The sequence below is a fragment of the Cutibacterium nasicola genome (assembly GCF_052654715.2).
Genome location: NZ_CP199745.2, coordinates 37,654 through 54,175, shown reverse-complemented (window position 1 = coordinate 54,175; position 16,522 = coordinate 37,654). Strand labels below are relative to the sequence as shown.

The 16,522-nt window shown below is 61.7% G+C and carries 7 protein-coding genes; all 7 read right to left on the bottom strand.

Annotated elements, in window-relative coordinates:
- Window positions 1–162: 162 nt before the first annotated feature.
- Window positions 163–687, bottom strand: coding sequence for a hypothetical protein (locus tag ACUCCZ_RS00210; protein WP_435917427.1), 525 nt, complete (start codon window positions 685–687; stop codon window positions 163–165).
- 319 nt (window positions 688–1,006) lie between these two features.
- Window positions 1,007–1,252, bottom strand: a complete 246-nt coding sequence (locus tag ACUCCZ_RS00205; protein WP_462981542.1) for a hypothetical protein — start codon at window positions 1,250–1,252, stop codon at window positions 1,007–1,009.
- A 594-nt stretch (window positions 1,253–1,846) separates the two neighbouring features.
- The gene (locus tag ACUCCZ_RS00200; protein WP_435917428.1) at window positions 1,847–2,176 is read right to left on the bottom strand and encodes a hypothetical protein; all 330 of its coding nucleotides are present in this window, start codon (window positions 2,174–2,176) and stop codon (window positions 1,847–1,849) included.
- Between the two features lie 274 nt (window positions 2,177–2,450).
- Window positions 2,451–8,306: a polymorphic toxin-type HINT domain-containing protein gene (locus ACUCCZ_RS00195; protein ID WP_435917429.1), complete on the bottom strand. Its 5,856-nt coding sequence runs from the start codon at window positions 8,304–8,306 to the stop codon at window positions 2,451–2,453.
- Window positions 8,307–8,410: 104 nt separating this feature from the next.
- The gene (locus tag ACUCCZ_RS00190; RefSeq protein WP_435917430.1) at window positions 8,411–12,712 is read right to left on the bottom strand and encodes an FtsK/SpoIIIE domain-containing protein; all 4,302 of its coding nucleotides are present in this window, start codon (window positions 12,710–12,712) and stop codon (window positions 8,411–8,413) included.
- Between the two features lie 64 nt (window positions 12,713–12,776).
- Window positions 12,777–14,051 (bottom strand): hypothetical protein, encoded by a 1,275-nt coding sequence (locus tag ACUCCZ_RS00185; protein ID WP_004809534.1) that lies wholly within the window; start codon window positions 14,049–14,051, stop codon window positions 12,777–12,779.
- Complete coding sequence (locus ACUCCZ_RS00180) at window positions 14,048–16,483, bottom strand: hypothetical protein (RefSeq protein ID WP_435917431.1); 2,436 nt, start codon at window positions 16,481–16,483, stop codon at window positions 14,048–14,050. The genes ACUCCZ_RS00185 and ACUCCZ_RS00180 overlap by 4 nt, the downstream gene beginning before the upstream one ends.
- Between the last annotated feature and the right edge of the window lie 39 nt (window positions 16,484–16,522).

Sequence of the window (16,522 nt, the reverse complement as noted above, 5' to 3'; positions counted from 1 at the left end):
CACGACTCCACATGCCGCGATAACGACTCCTCACTGTCAAACTATGAGGAACTTCTCGCAGCCGAGCAGCGAGCAGGGACGGTCACCGCACCGAAACGATGATTGTCGCAATGGCCTCTGTGGGCTCAAGACAGGTCGAGGCCCTCGACCCGCGGGCACCTGTTAGTCATTGTCGGGGCGAGCGAAGAACACTCCCTCCGCTGTCGTGCGTATGACCCGCGCCGCCCGCACAAAATCCGGATACGAATCATATGCGTCCCGCGGCGCATAGTTCACCGCCGATAAAATAGAACCGTCTAGAAGCCTCGGCCCCAAGTCCGCCCTCCCGCAGTTGACATACTCAGGCGAAAAAATGCGACAGACCATCTCTGTCATCATCATGGCCACATCCTCATCGTCCTCGTCCACGACGCCCGGTAAGCTTCCCATTGCCACAAGGCGAAACAGGTCCTCCCGCTCCGCATAAGTATCCAAGTCGAGGTGAACGTTGAGATCACCCCGCGGGGCCCAGATAGAGGCGAAGCCTCCTTCGGCCACGAGACGTCGGACCAACTCTTGCTCAATAGCCACTGGTGTGGCCAACACTGCCCGCTCCGAGTCTGCAGTGAATCGCCATTCACTCAACTCAGGATAAAGACCACCCACCTGGCTACACCAGGCAACCACACGTGCAGCGATCTCCTCCATTCTCGGAGAAGATAGCTGCCACGCACACCTCAATGACCACATCACACATCATCTCCTGTTCACGACAACGAAACTACCGAATACAAGGGACATGGCTGATCTTAATCTCCTCAGAAACTAACCGCCACTCCTCCCGAGCAGCTCTTTCTTCGGTAAATATCCACCCGGGATAACGACTTCTCACGGTCGAACTATGAGGAACTATTCACAGCCGAGCAGCGAGCAGCGAGCAGGGACGGTCACCGCGCCGAAATGATGATTGTCGCAATGGCCTCTGTGGGCTTAAGACAGGTCGAGGCCCTCGACCTGTGAGCGCCGGTTAGTCGTTGTCGGGGCGAGCGAAGAACACTCCCTCCGCTGTGGTACGTATGACCCGCGCCGCCCGCACAAAATCCGGATACGAATCATATGTGTCCCGCGGCGCATAGTTCACCGCCGATAAAAGAGAGCCACCCGCAAGCATCGGCTCCAATTCTGCCCTCCCGCAGTTGACATACTCAGGCGAAAAAATGCGACAGGCCATCTCCGCCATCGCCATGGCCACATCCTCATCATTCTCGTCCACATTGGCCGGTGATCTCCTCCCCCCTGCCGCGAAGCGAAACAAATTCTTCCGCTTGTCATAATCACTCGCGCTGACGTCTACGCTGAGAGGACCCTGCGGGGCCCAGATAGAGGCCAAGCCCCCGTCGGCCACGAGATTTCGGACCAACTCGTGCTCGGTCACCACTGGGGTGGCCAACGCCGCCCGCTTCGAGTCTGCGGTAAATCGCCATTCGCTCAACTCAGGATAAAGACCACCTACCTGGTTACACCACTCAACCACACGCGCAGCAACATCCTCCATCTCCCACGAAGACGGCCGCCAACCACACCTCAATGACCACATCACACATCATCTCCTGTTCACAACAACGAAACTACCGAATACAAGGCACATGACTGATCTTAATCTCCTCAGGACCCAGCCGACGCACCTCTGAAACAGCCTTGTCTTCGGTAAATATCCACCCGGGATAACGACTTCTCACGGTCGAATCATGAGGAACTATTCACAGCCGAGCAGCGAGCAGGGACGGCCACCGCGCCGAAACGATGATTGTCGCAATGGCCTCTGTGGGCTCAAGACAGGTCGAGGCCCTCGACCTGCGGGCACCTGTTAGTCATTGTCGGGGCGAGCGAAGAACACTCCCTCCGCTGTGGTACGTATGACCCGCGCCGCCCGCACAAAATCCGGATACGAATCATATGTGTCCCGCGGCGCATAGTTCACTGCTTTCACAAGAGATCCGTCGTCAAGCATCGGCCCCAATCCCACCTGTTTCCCGCAGTTGACATACTCAGGCGAAAAAATACGACAGGCCATCTCCGCCATCGCCATGGCCACACCCTCATCATCCTCATCCACGTTCGCCGGTGATCTCCTCCCCCCTGCCGCGAAGCGAAACAAGTTCTCCTGCTTGTCATAATCACTCGCGCTGACGTTCACGCGAAGAGGACCCTGCGGGGCCCAGATAGAGGCGATACCCCCCTTAGCCACGAGACGTCGGACCAACTCATGCTCGGTCACCACTGGGGTGGCCAACGCCGCCCGCTTCGAACCTGCGGTAAATCGCCATTCGCTCAACTCGGGATAAAGACCACCCACCTGGTTACACCACTCAACCACACGCGCAGCAACATCCTCCATCTCCCACGAAGACGGCCGCCAACCACACCTCAATGACCACATCACACATCATCTCCTGTTCACAACAACGAAACTACCGAAGAAAAGGCACATGACTGATCTTAATCTTCGCAGGAATGATCTCACTCGCCTCCCGAGCAGCCTCTTCTTCGGCAAATATCCAATGGATGGGCGTTGACCCCGCCGCCTCTAGCTGGCGGTCAGCAGCATCCCTGAGCTGTTCATCAGCCGTACTCCACTCCGCGGGTAGTAGTTTCGCATATCCGAGCCCCTTGGCATCAAGGAGTTCTCCATCCTGGTAACCGTCAAACTCGACACCATTGACATAGTAGCCTTCAGGCCGACCCGTGATCTGCAACTCATAGGCTCGAGCATTCGCACTGCCGTGATTCTTCGATGGCCCCCACTCCCCAGGCCCACCGAGACCACAACCGGTAGCGGTTCCGTTGTGTGCTAGGACCCAGCTGCTGTCGTCGGCTACGTAGTAGTTGTGCAGGTCTTTGACTGTGACGTTGTAGACCGTGGCGATCTCGCCGGTGGCCTGGATCGACACGACCGTCACGAGACTACCAGTCTCGTCGTAGAGCTGGTCGCCGGCACGTAGATCCTGGGCCTCGACCCAGCCCTTACCATCGACGTAGAACGGGTGCACGGCGGTGGTGGTCACCGTGCCCGACTCAGTCGTCACCTGCCAGGTCGCGACCTGGTCATGAATGTAGGTGTCAGTGACCTCACCGGGCTCAGCCTGGCCCGTTTCCGGGTTGTACGCGGCGACCATGTCACCGGCAACAACATCTTCGATGTTCTTCGAGGTGCCATCAGCCATCAACACCTGGGTACCGGCCACGAAACAGCCGTGCCGGGACACATCGGTCACCGTGGACAGGGCACCCGCGCCACCACCCACCAGGCCCCCACCAGCAGCACCGACCGCCACAGCCTTCAAACCGCCACGCAGGGTATGGGGGCCAGGGCCGGCCCAGTAGGCCCCAGCCTGGCCGATACCACCGTCGATAGCACCTTCCGTCAGACCAGAAACCACGTTCTTACCCAGACACGTCGCCGCCTTACCGGCGGCCCACTTGCCAGCTGCAGCCCCCAACCCGCCACCGACCAGGCCGGCAGCACCCGAGACCGCAACCTCGCCCCACGTGACAGACCCCGTGGTAGCTTTCTGCGCGATCGTGTCGATACCAGCACCCAGTAAGACACCGCCCAGCGGCCCGCCCACACCCGTGGCCATGAGCACACCACCGGCAGCAACCATCGCGCCACCAGCAACGTATTCCCAGTTGTTCTTCAACCAGCCACCAGCCGCATCGGCAGCCTTGGCCAACGGAGACCGGGCCGCATCGCGATAACCCTTAAGATCTTCATCAGTGAGCGGGCGAAGCCCTAACGGGTCAGAAAAATTAACCGGATCATTACCGGCAAACGCATACGGATTACCCGACCAGCCGGCACCAGCCACACCCGGCAACGGATCAGTCGACAAAAACCCACGCGTGGCCGGATCATAGACACGCGCCTGCATCCACTCCATGCCCTGGACCAGCAACGACCCCTGAGCAGACACCCCCACGTTCGTCGCGACCGCCCACGGATCCATCGGGTTGCCGCCGTGGTCACGCGCCGACCACTGCGGCGGAAGCCACGAGGCGTCAGGGCCATCGACCATGCCAGTGACACCAGCCTCGGTAACCACCGAGCGCGCCCCGTACTGGACCAGCGTCGGCATGAACGACGACGAGTCCCACCACACGCTGTCCTGATCGACGCGAGCAAGCTCACCCAGCGCGTCGACCCACAGCCGCTGTGTCTGCGCGGCGACCTTGTCGCCGTCATGGTTGATCTGCGTGATCGAATCCAAGAAACCACGCGGATCCCACGTGAAACGACGCTCACCTGCCGGCCCCTGCTCACGCACACGACGACCGGCATCGTCATAAGCGTAGGTGGTCGTGCCGTCAGAATTGGTCACCGACACCAGCTGCGAGGCGGCATCATAGGTGAACCGCGACACCGTCCCAGCCGCATCCTCGACAACCATCCGGCCGTTAGCGTCATACTCCCACGTGGTGACCAAGCCCTCGCTGGTCTGGGCCCGAACCAGCTGACCGGTCTGGTCGTAGGAGTAGAAAGTCGTGATGCCGTCAGTCTTGTCTGCCACGACCCGACCGTTCTCGTCACGGGTGATCACCGACTCGCTGATGAAGCCGTTGCGCTCTACACGCTGGCGCACCACTGCGCCGTCGGCATACTCCCATGAGGCATACAGGCCGTCAGCGAAGACGCTGACGATGCGTCCCAGCGAATCACGGTCGATGACCACCCGACCCAGACCCTCCTGGATGAAGGCGCTGACCCGATTGTTCGCATCATACTCGTACGACGTGGACTGCCCATTCGGGCGGATCATGCAGGTACGACGACTATTCTGGTCATACTCCCAGCGCACCCCCTGGTCGCCGCGACCACGCCACAGCAGGTTACCGCGGACATCGAAGCGCAACTCGTGGCGGGCATCACCCTCCACGATCGTCGTCGTACGACCGACGAAATCACGGGTGGTGGCAGCCAGCAGCGTGTCATTGACCCACTCCTCGACCTGGCGACCAGCCGAATCGTAGACCCACGACATCGACGCCCCCGCACCATCAACACGCCGAGTGACGCGGCCAGCCGCATCGTAGGAGTACCGCGTGACCCGCCCCAGCGGATCGGTGCTGGTCAGCAGACGACCCATCGGATCGTAGGTGTGCCGGGTCACCCCGCCCATCGGATCGGTGACCTCGCCGATGCGGCCCAGCTCATCGTAGGCGAAGTGGGTCACACCACCGGCGGCGTTAACAACCTCACTCATCTGGCCCGCCGCGTCGTAGCGGAAGCGACGCGTGCCGTACCAGGAATCCTGCGACCACACGACCCGGCCCAGCTTGTCGTACTTCAACCGCGTCAAGCCGCGCCCTGGCTCCCGACGCGCCACCGCACGACCACACTCGTCGAAGGTTGTCGTGACGCGCTCACCAGTCGGCCAGACCTCACCCTCGATACGACCGTCGGCGTCGTAGATCATCTCGTAGCGGTCACCGCCAGTCGAGATCGTCGCAGCCCAGCGACCACACTCGTCGTACTCGTAACGGAAAGTCTGGCCCATCGGCTGGGTGACGGCTACAGGACGACCGGCAAGGTCACGCTCAATCGAGGTGACACCGCCCGCCTCGTCAATGATCTCGACAGGTAGACCCGCCAGGTCGTAGCGGGTCTTAGTGGACGTGGCATCGGCGTTGATATGGCAGACCATGCGCCCGAGACGATCATAGACCGCCTCTTCGCGCTTGCCGTCATCAAGGTAGGCGGTCGGCAGGGCCATCTGGTTAGTTTCATAGCGCCGCACACCGCCAGTGGCATCGGTGGTGGCCTTCAACGTGCCCTCAGCGTCGTAGGAGAACTGCCACACCCCACCAGAAGCATCCTGCATGGACTGCATCCGCGACATCGCGTCGTAGGAGAACTGCCAGGCCGAACCATCCGGCAACTCGACCCTGGTCAAGTTACCCAGATCGTCAACCCGACGCTCCACTCGCCGTCCCAGCTCGTCGATCGTGGCCGACTCCTCGCCAGCCTCGTCACGCTCAACCTCCACACGCCCACCCAGCGGATCGACCGTCGCCAACAGCCGGCCACCAGCGGAATATTCGAAACGCCACACCGCGCCGTCGGGGTCGATGCGCTCGACGCACATGCCGCGCTCGTCGTAGCGGTAACGGGTGGTATGCCCCAGCGGCGTGATCGCCGCCACGACCCGGCCCTGTTCGTCGCGCTCCAACCGTGCGGTGTGACCCGCAGCATTCGTAGTAGAGACCAGGTCACCGTGGGCGTCGTAGCCCATCGTCAAGGTCACACCGGTGGGATCAACAACCTTGGTCAGCAGCGAACCGTCCCATTCCAGCACCGTGACCCCGCCGACCGGGTCAACGATACGCGCCGGGTTCCGGTTATCGCCCTGATAGACCATCTCGGTCACCGAAACCTGATCGTCGTTGATGACGCGGACCTCGATGAGGCGGTCCTGCTCGTCAAAGTCCTGTTCGATGCGGGCACCCGACACGGTCTGCTCAGCGATGACATGTCCCCGAGTGTCAAAACTACGCACCACGGTACGACCCTCACGGTCAGTGACCATGACCTGATTACCAAAGCGATCCCACGACGCCGACTGGCGGTGATCCTCAGCGTCAACGACGCCGACCAGGCGACCCTTACCATCGTGGACATAGGTGTTAGCGCGCGCACCGTCCTCGTCACAGACCACAGTCACCCGGCCCCCCAAATAGGAGTAGCGCGAGAGGCGACCATGTGGGGAACGCTGAGTGACAACACGGCCCTGCCCGTCATAGGTGTTGTCCACCTCGACCACACCATCAGCATCAACGACACGGCACATCAAGCCTTGTTCGTTCCACTCGTACCGATGCGTAGCGGTATCACCAGTGGACTCAACCAGCCGTTCCTGCTCATCGTAGACATAGCCGACCCGGCGACCATCACTGGCCAATGCCTCGACAACGCGGCGACCATCCTGGCTCCACACCAGTTCGACTGCCCGACCGAACTCATGCTCCAGGCGAACGAGGCGATCCTCGGAATAAGTGAAGGCAACACGCGAGCCAGGACCCCGATCCTGGAAGACCGGCCGACCCGCCTGACTGAACGCGAAACTCCCGCCATCATTGTCACGGATAAGGAAAGCCACGCCACCCATGCCAGTCGGCTGCTCAAGCCACAAATTCTCACACTGGGCGCGCCCCCAGCCCTCACCCATGCGACCAAACACGATATGACGCCCGTCAGCCTGGACCCAACGCGCCGACTCGTCCGTAACCACCAAGCGAGACTCAGCCAGGCTCGACCAGCCAGGACCAAAAGCCCCACACACCTGCGACATAGAGTTATACACACGGCCCCACTCAAGGGTCGCCGACCCACCAGTGAAACCCAAATCCACCTGCGGCTCAACAAAATTCCCCGTCGCCGCATTAACCGGATCATCAGCAAACCCCGACGTCGGCTGGCCACCCATAGCGGTGGGAGGATCGACGACGATGTCGTCGCGAGACGACGAGATGCCGCTAGCCTGCAGAGCCGCATCCAGCGCACTATTGGGCACCGCCATGCCCGTGCCGCCAGCATTCACAAAAAGCTCGCGCACCCTGTCGGCCCACGTGATCTCGTCAACGTTCGCCTTGTTCCACGCGGTAAGAGCGGCGGCGACACTAGAAGCATCAAAAGTCACCCACGAGCAGGATCGTGCAAAGGCGGCCAGCGCCGCATCTACCTTCCCCGGGTGGGGAAGCATCGAGTCATTCAGGCTGGCAGTCTGCCTGCTAAAGGACTGCAAATTGTCGGTGTTACCCGCAGATGTCCCATATGCACTACGTTGACCCTCAAGCGCCTTTCGCGGCGGCGGCGGCGTAGCCGGCGCCCAGGCCGTTGGACCGTCCAGCTTCTCAGAGAAGTTAGGCTCAGGCATGTCGTCAGTGTGGAGAACATCAGTGAAGAACTGGGCAAAGTCGCCTCGGTCCTTGCGACGCTGCGCCCAAGCGGCGGCGTCGGCACGGCGCTTGTTTTCGTCGCGGGCCGCCTGATCTAAGGTATCGATTTTAGTAGCCGCATCGTCGAGGTTGCTAGCGATCTCGTCGAGGTCATTCAACTGCTGGGTCCCGTTGGCCTCGAAAAGTTCTGCGTAATACCCTTCGAAGCCCTCAGAACCCTTGTTACGCGCAGCTGCCCGTGCCCCCCGCTGGCCGCGGAGCGCCGATGCGGCAGCACGCAGCACCGAGCGAGTCTCAGACGCGACGCCAAAGTCATAGGCGACGGGCGACATGCCGGACAACTTGTCGAGATCGTAGTCGTCGGAATTGGCCATGGTTCAGCCTCTCGGGTGGGACACTAGAGTGTTGACGAAATACCAGGAAGCAATCTAACGCCTCAGAAGCTCACGCCAGCAGGCTTTCCCTGAGGTTATCGATGTCAGAAGGTGCTGCCGGTAGGCGACATCGCCTGGATAAGTGCCCCCTGGCCGCCCATGCATGCGTAGCCTCGGCCAGAACTGATCCGCACCGGGGCCGAGCGTGGGACCGTGATGCCCAAGAGTTCACCATCGTAGTCACGATTGGGGACCAGCAAGACCCCGCAACGAGACTTACGCACGACCTTCGTCCAATGCGAGTACAGACTACGCAAGTCGTCTGAACGTCCCGCGGCGATCACATGGACGTGCGGCAGATTTGATCCCACCAGGTCCGTGATGGATTGATCTGCATCGTCGAAGCGCTCGGCGTCATCGATGAGCAGGACTAACGGCGCTGTCCGCATACGCGCGGCCGCCACCAGCGCCGGAATCTCGTCGGGGCCAACCGCCACGTTGTCAAGATCGGAAGAAGCGATGGGGGAACGCTTGGAGCCGATACCCCACACAGCCAGGTCGGTCCCTTCTGCCACCGCGCTCGTACGCAGCGACTCGGCAAGGCCCATCAGCAATGTCGACTTGCCCGATCGAGCGGGGCCGGCGATGAGCATGTGCTCACCTTCGTAGAGCTCGAGATACTGCGGGGCCATGTCTGCTTCCCGGAGACCGATAGGGATCCGCCAGGGCTCATCGCCCAAGTGCGCTACCGCGTCTAGTTCAGTCACGCTGACGTGGTCGGGCAGTTCCCGAACCACCTGCTCCTTATTGGGTGCGCCCCAGCGGTTCGCAATGACTGCCACCGCGTCAGACAGCGGAACAGAAGGGGTTGCGACGTGCGTCTGCAGCTTGGTCACACTAGGCACGCAGCGGCCGGGAACCGGCGACGGGGCCTCAGCGGGTTTCAGGCCACCTGTGCTGTAGTCATAGGGGTCAGCTAGGCGGAACATCCACTTCTGAGTGGTGACCTCGTCGATGGCGGAAGGGATAGCGCGTGCCCGGCTGGTCGTGATGACAAAGTGCATGTTGAGATCTGGGCCGTCAGCGTAGGCGCGGTACATCCCCTCCAGCAGAGCCATGCCTTCGAAATCTTGGTACTCGTCACGCAGGGCGGCCAACCCGTCGATGATGACAACCATGCGCCGGTACGGCCCCGAGGTGGCCCGACGGGTCTCAAGCTCCTGCCGGAGGAAGCGCAGGAGGCGCATCTGCTTCTCACGTCCGCCTGCTCCGGAGCCGACATAGGCCGACGTATGGGGCAACTTCTCAAGGGGCTCGAGGTCGCGGGCACCCATGTCGAGCACGATCAGGTCAAGATCCTTCGGGGCGTAATGCTGCGCCAAGGTCAGCGCGACTGTCGCGCAGGCCGTCGTAGTGCCAAACCCCGGGATCCCGGCCAGCATGAGGTTTCCACCGGCCATATCCCAACCACCAGGGATCTGGCGCTGGCGGTCCGGGTCGTCGGAGACCGCGAAGTTGACCTGCTCTCCAACGACCTCGCCCGCCGTTGGGAGGGGCGGGCGTCCCTCAATTGGCCCTGTCTCAAAGCCTGCTAGATCGACTCGTTCACCCAGCGCCTCGGGCCACACGGGCCGCGGTGGGGCGTAGCCAGCTTTCTCGTTCGCCTCGACAATCGCGTCGATCAGCAAGTCCAGATCGGACTTAGCGTCCTTGCGCGTGGGCTTGGGAGGGTTGGGGATCGGCACACCGTCGCGTAGCTCTTGGATCTCGATCGCGTTGTCCTGGTCATTCTGCGCCGCACCTGTAACCAAGGCGGTCTGGACCGGAGTGATGTCGTCCTGGCCGAGCTTTACGTATGCGCGCCCCTTCTGCGCATTGGCGATAGCGGCAGCGTCGGGAACACCGATAACGTTGTTAGAGTCCTCGCGGCTTTGCACACGCAGCGCTACGCGAAGGTTGGTGTTAGCGAGGATGTCGTCGTTGACAACCCCGGCAGGGCGCTGAGTGGCAAGGATCATGTGGACGCCCAGAGTTCGCCCGACCGTGGCGACGCGCACCAGTGAACTCAGTACTTCCGGAAAATCCTTGGCCAGCATGGCGAACTCGTCGACGACGAGCAGAAGGCGCGGAAGCGGCTCTGAAGGCTTAGCCCGGATGTAAGCGTCGAGGTTGTCGACTCCCTCGCCAGCCGCAGCGAACAGTCGCTGGCGATATTCCATTTCAGCTTCAAGGGCCCGTAAGGCACGGTTGGCCAACTGCTCGTCGAGGTTGGAGATCGTTCCGATGGTGTGCGGCAGGCGCTCACAGGCAGCGAAGGCCGCACCGCCCTTGAAGTCGATTAAGATGAAGGTGAGTTTCGTCGGCGCGTTGCAGGCTGCCAGGCCAGCTACCATTGATCGAAGGAACTCCGACTTGCCGGAACCCGTCGTTCCGCCAACCAGACCATGCGGGCCGTCCTTGACGATATCGAGGCTGTAGACGCCGTTCTCGCCAACCCCCACCGGGGTGGATACTCCCCGGGAAGTCTCCCAGGCGTGGAGGATCTTGCCGGCCGTCGGGGCCTCCAGGTCGATGAGGGGCGGTAGTCGCACCAGGCTGGGTAGGGCGGCACCCGGAGTCTTGAGTTCAGGGTCTTCAAAACGCGCAAGGTCGAGGGCGCAGCGCTGGGCGCGTTCCAAGGTCACACCTGCGAGGACCACGTCGTCGACCTTCTTGAGATCATCCGGGCGGGTCACTGTCGCGGCTGCGTCATCAGCCACAGTCACGACGACCGTACAGGCCGCAGGAAGTTGATCTTCCGCCGCTGCGATAACAATCCCCGAAACCTCCCGGGACATCTCACGTGCGGAAGAAGCCTGCTTATTCATATGACGCCCAAACCCCAGCAGCGATCGGGCGGGAGACTCGCGGCCCTCCGTGAGGACATCGGAGTCGAGGACAAGCAATACCGACATCGTCGGATGGGATTGGATCTCGTCACGCAAGCCACGCAGCATTTCGTTGGAACGCTGGCGAGCGTGCGAAAACCAGCGATCAGCCGAGGCGTTGCCGAGGCGCCGCGTGTGCGGCAGCCATGTTGTCCACTCCCAATCGGTTTCACGGCCCTGGTCGCAGAAGACGCCGATCGTGACATCAGCCGGGCCAGAATGAACCGCGGCTTGGCACACGAGGCTGCGTGCAAGAGCGAGAGCTCCGTCACGGTCGCCGACGATGCCGACGACTCCGGCGTCGCTGAGGTTGACCTCGACAGGCGAGCACGGAATCATGCTGGCCGCAATGACCTTGCGAACTCGCTCATCAGGCCTGCCTGCCCCAGAGCGTTCAACGGGCGGATCCCATGGCACAGCGCCCATCCCTGCGTGGAGACTAAGGAAGTCGTGGGCACCAAAGCGGCGCTGCCACAACTGGGTGGTGGGGATCGCCGCAACACGAAGTGTCGTCGCTGGGTCTGGGCACTCGACGCGCCGCCGCGCGGCTTCTTCGGATGCAGCCTTGGCCAGGTCCCGACGCAGCGTCTCGAGGGCGAGCGCAAAGCGCTTGTCCTCAGACTTGCGTTCCTGCTTACGGCGCGACTTCTGCTCATACCACGAGCCGACGGCCATCACCGGGCTCAGAACCGCAAACATGGCGTACATGGGGTTTTTCATCACCACGACCATGGCGACCGCCATGACCAGCGGCACGACCACCGCAATGATGTTGAACTTTGCGCCGTCAGGGATTTCCTTGGGCTCGGGGCAGACAATCGGATCCGGCCGTGGAGGCTGGCCAGGGCGCGGAGGCCGGTTAAACGGCGCCGTACCTGCTGGGGTGACATTGTGCAGCGATCCAGCGCGCGGCGCGGGATTCTCCTGAAGGCTCTCGCGCAACAGCAGGGTCGAGCCGCCCACGGCCAACGTGGTATCGACGGCGACAGACTGCCCTGCGGATGAGTCCACCTTAAGTCCGTCGGCCTCCGAGGAATACGCAAAGGTGCCGTTCGTAGAACCCTGATCGATGACTCGAAGACCAACATCGTCACGCTGGATGTGGACGTGATCCCATGAAACGCTGGCGGAAGCGATCGAGAGGTCGGCATGAGGAGAACGGCCGATGGCCAACGGTCGGTCAACGGGAAGCTGCAAGACACTGCCAGCCTCCATGCCTCCAGCCTGGGTGATACTCCACCCCTTCAGAGGAAGCGCCGGACGCAAGGGTTCGCGAGAGATACGCATGCCATCGAGCAACTCCAGCCGAGCAAGCAAACTGTCGGCGCGGACCTCTCGGTCGTCAAGCCACAGAGTACTATCCGCAGCCGGACGTGTGCCGGTCACATTCTCGACCAAGTCAGCCAGGGTAGCCTTCGCGGAGAAGCGAGCCACATCTAGGTCGCGCTGGACTGAGTCGAGATTGAACTGAAGGCGCACGCCTACTCCTTCTACATGGTTGTCAGAGATGGTGGAGCTCGACCCCGAGGGACGCTTACGAACGCTATGGCCGAGCAGGGAACCACACAAGCGGAGCCACCCCCGACGCCGGAGCTGGCCGTAGCCCAAGTGTGTCTTGTCCGGAACTGAGGGGAACTACGCGGTCCTTCGGGAACGCCGCCGGGCGCGTGAAGTCCAGCGGGCTCCCAGTAATTCCCTGGTCATATCCAACGGTCATGTTGGCAAGACTGGCCGACACTGCCCCAGAGTCCTTCACCTGTGCCTTCTCCACTGCGCGAACCAACGCCACGACGGCGTCGTGGCTACGGCTATCGGCTACTGCGGCGACAGTGCTGAAGGAGTCATCCCCTACCGGGTTCTTGGCACCGGGGTCGGCAGCCAGCAAGCGCAGTCCGGCGAGATAAGCTGACATGGATCGGGCCGCTTCGTCGGTGCCCAGGCTCTGTGCGTCACCGCTCGCCGCTCCGACGGAGAAGAGCTCGGTAGAAGCAGTGCCATTGGCCTTCACAAGCCCCTGGTAGAAGCCGGGGCTAAGCGCCTCAGGCGTCAGCACGACGGGAACGTGGGAGCCGACGCCCTGGATTAGTGCGACGGTCTGGCCCAGCGTGAGAGCCGGGCCCGCAGCGACGATCCCCTGCGGCTTACTCCGGCCGAGAGTCTTTGATAGGACCTTGGCAGAAACGCTGCGGTCGATCTTCGGGTCGAGCGGCAGCATTCGGGCACCCTCGATCCCCTGCGGGATCTTCCCGCCGGCATTGATAGTCAGCAGAGGATCCAACTTTTGCTGCGTGATCAAGTTGGCCATCACCGCAGCGATGTCCTCGTCACTCGGCCCGGTGCTCCACGCGCCGGTCGGCAACGACGCTACATCGGAGTAGTACGGCAAGAGCACTGGGGTGCCGCTGTGAGCCGCAGCCTTCACACCCGCAAGGAGATGATCGCCGGTTGATGCATATACGATGCCGCTGACGCGGGCCTTGCGAGCCTTCGCGACAGCCTCCGCCGAGCCTGACGCGGTCCCGTGATCGTCGAAAACCGTCAGACTGATCTTTGTCCCCGACATCGCGAACCGATGGATGGCAACTTCGGCGCCAGCGGCAGCATCGCGCCACTCGCTGCCTTGCCCGGGATCAGAGGACAGCGTCAAGATCAGCGCAATGCTCGTGTCCTTCGGCACGTCGGCATGCAACTGAACAGGTACTGAAGCGGCCGGTGGTTGCGGCTTTTCCCGGTGCTGCATGCTCCACACCCCCCAACCGGTTACGGCGACAACAAGAACTGCTGCTGCGATGAGAAGGGCGTAAAGACGCTTACTCACTTGGTGGGTCCGATCGTGAAGTTGTAAACCGTTTGGGCGTCGGCGCCAGCAGGAACCTTGGCACGGAATGCGGGAAGCTCGCCCTGAGACTCCGTAGCCGCCTTCAACTGGGCCTGACGCAACAGAAGTGTATCGATGTCGCGGCCTCGCACCGAGGCATACTCCGTCGCCGCCCCCGAGGCCATGGCTAACTGGTAGTCGGCAGAGCCGACCTTGGCTGAACTAGTAGCCATGGCACCGAGCAGACCGCGACCCTTGACCTTGCGATCGCCGAGGTCCAGCAACACCTTGTTCAGGTCAGCCTGAAGTAGAGCACCAGCGCCAGACAAGTCACGCGAAGAACGCGAGAAACTTGACGCGATGTCAGCCAGATTGGTTTCGACCATCTCGTCAATGGCTTCTCCCAACTTGGCACTGGATCCAGCCAGTTGGGCGTCTTCCTCCCTAATACTCTTTGTTCCGTTGCGGGAGATAGTCACGCTGGCGGAGTTGAGGCCCTTAACCGACGCAACGAACATGCTGCTGACGCCTGATGCATCAACCAAGGTGTCCTCGACCACGCGTCGCTGAGTCTGGGTCATGGACTTGGCAAGGTCCGTGCGTGCGTTTGCCGTGGCGCGACTGAAGCCTTCCGTAATTGCGGCGCTCAGACCTTCCTGTTGCGCCTGGAGCGCCGTCAGACGGGGGCCCATGTGATCCCGGCCTTCAGCCAGGCTGGCAACCGCCGCCTTCAGTTCCTGACTATACGAATCGCTGAAGGTGTGGCCTTCTTTCAACGCAGCGATGCCATCGTCGATCCACTTGATGTCGAGGTTAAAGGCGTGATAAGTGGTGGAATCGTCATCCGGAGCATCTACCACAGTCCAGTTGATGACCTCTTGCCATGCTGCAGACTGCTTCTCGAGCAGGCTAATGGCCGCATCAATCCCTGCCAGCTGATCGGTCAAGCGCGTCCGCATGTCATCGGTGGCCTTCCACTTGGCCGGGCGCTGGGACGCGCGGGTCCTCCGGCCAGTGCACGTCGTCCCTGTCGACATCGCGCGCAACTGGTCGCGCGTGTAGGGGGCAGAGGGGGCTGCCGGAGCCGGGGTTGGGGTTGTCGGAGCTGGGGTCGGATCAGGGCTAGCCGAGGGGTCCGGGGTGGCCGACGCCGAGGCGCTGGGGCTGCTCGTCAGGCTGGCGGTGGGCCCCAACTCGCAGACGCCGTCGGCGATGGCCTCCATTTGAGCCAGCATGCCGGTGGCGGGGTCGGCGATCTCGGTCCTCTGGGCTCGCAGCCTTGCCAATGCCACATCCACGTCGGACTTTTGACCTTCGGCGTGGCGGTGGAGGGTAGTCATGCCATCCTCAATGCGGCCTTTCGCGGTTCGAAGGTCGTACAACGCTTCAGCGTAGTGACCATCCATTACTCCACCATGACCAGCGAGGCTCTCCAAGTCCTTCACACCACTGTTAAGTTCTTGAAAGCCGGTTATCGCATCATTTACGGCCGTTGGGTCCAGGCTAGCGACGAGTTTCTGCCCCTCCTCGTTGATCTTGAGCAGCGAGTTGTCCATCGTCATTTGGGTCATGCGCAGGTCACACGTGACCGAGCCCGACGCACGAGGGTCCATGCACTGCTCCACAGTCGGCGTAGCCGGACCGACGGTCAGCAACAGTTGTCTGACCACCTGCGCCCGGCATTGATCAGTTGCGGTCGCATAGCCGTTCAACTGGCTAGAAACCTGCATGAGGTTGCCGTAGACGCTCGTGGCGGCGTGAGGAGTTGCCACGGTCGACGCGCAGCCCTTCGAGTCGACACTCGGGGTGGGCGGCGTAGCTGTCGTATCGCCGAGCATGGCGTCCATCATGGCCACCGTCGACTGCATCTTGGAGAGCAGCATAGAGCGGCTGCTATTGAGAGTCGTAGACAACTGCTGATTGAGGCTCTTGAGTTGCTGGTCAAGGTACTTGACCGATGCCGCGACAGACGTCGTCGACCTGTTCAACTCGGCGATGGACTTGTCGCCCAGTGTCTTGGACGAGGCATCAAGATTAGAGCGAACATCGCCGATGGTCTTAGACGAGCGCGCCAGAACTTCATTGACCTGGCCGATGAGTTCGATGGTCTTGCGTTGCAACTCAATCTCAGAACCGGTGTCCTGATTAAACGACGAGTCCAGCAGAGCGGCGACAGAAGGATCGGTGACTAGGCCAGGCTGGACCGAAACGTTGAAGGTGGGGATCTCAAAGTCCTTGACGTCGGCGACCATGCGCAAAGTGGCGTTGGCATTCAACTGTGGCGGCGCCAGGATGGTCGCCCACTGCACGGTGGCCATTCCCCGCGAGTTGCGGCTAAGAAGCCCGTTTGTAACCTTGGCGTCGGTGAGGTCACCTGTGACAACGCCACCCGCAGGAGTGTTGTTCAAGACAGTGGAAGCGACGACTGTCATCGGAGCGCCAATGAGCGCAGTGCGGGTCTTACGGACGCC